The organism is Haloferax sp. KTX1 (assembly GCF_902410085.1).
Lineage (GTDB): Archaea > Halobacteriota > Halobacteria > Halobacteriales > Haloferacaceae > Haloferax > Haloferax massiliensis.
Genome location: NZ_CABPRH010000358.1, coordinates 1 through 385, shown reverse-complemented (window position 1 = coordinate 385; position 385 = coordinate 1). Strand labels below are relative to the sequence as shown.

Below are 385 nucleotides of genomic sequence, written 5' to 3'. Positions count from 1 at the left end.
CAAGTGGTTTCTGACCCTCAGGTGTTCTGATTACGACTGCGATCACACCAAGAAGCGACACCCCAATCAACGCCAGAGTAGCCACCAGCGGAATTTGGTCTATGAACAGGCTGGGAAATACCATTACAAGCGGTACTGAGCCAAGTATGACTAACTCATCAAATGTCAGTCCCATGAAAACGTCTGTCCGGAGAATCTCTCCCGGAATCGGTACCGCTTTCATCTATACTTCTTTACAAAGTTCCTAAATTAATAAATTTTCCCGTTCAAATTTATCTTCATTCATCCCGTAGGATTACTCACTAACTCGGTGGAGGACACTACCCCGCTGCCATCGTACTCTTCACGCTCCATCGCCCACTTGTACTCACCACCATGCGTCGGC

At 47.5% G+C, this 385-nt stretch carries 1 protein-coding gene; it reads right to left on the bottom strand.

Annotated features, from left to right (window positions below; genetic code table 11):
* A partial coding sequence (locus FY251_RS22190) for a hypothetical protein (protein WP_148417037.1) occupies positions 1–223 on the bottom strand: 223 nt, incomplete at its 3' end.
* Positions 224–385 lie beyond the last annotated feature (162 nt).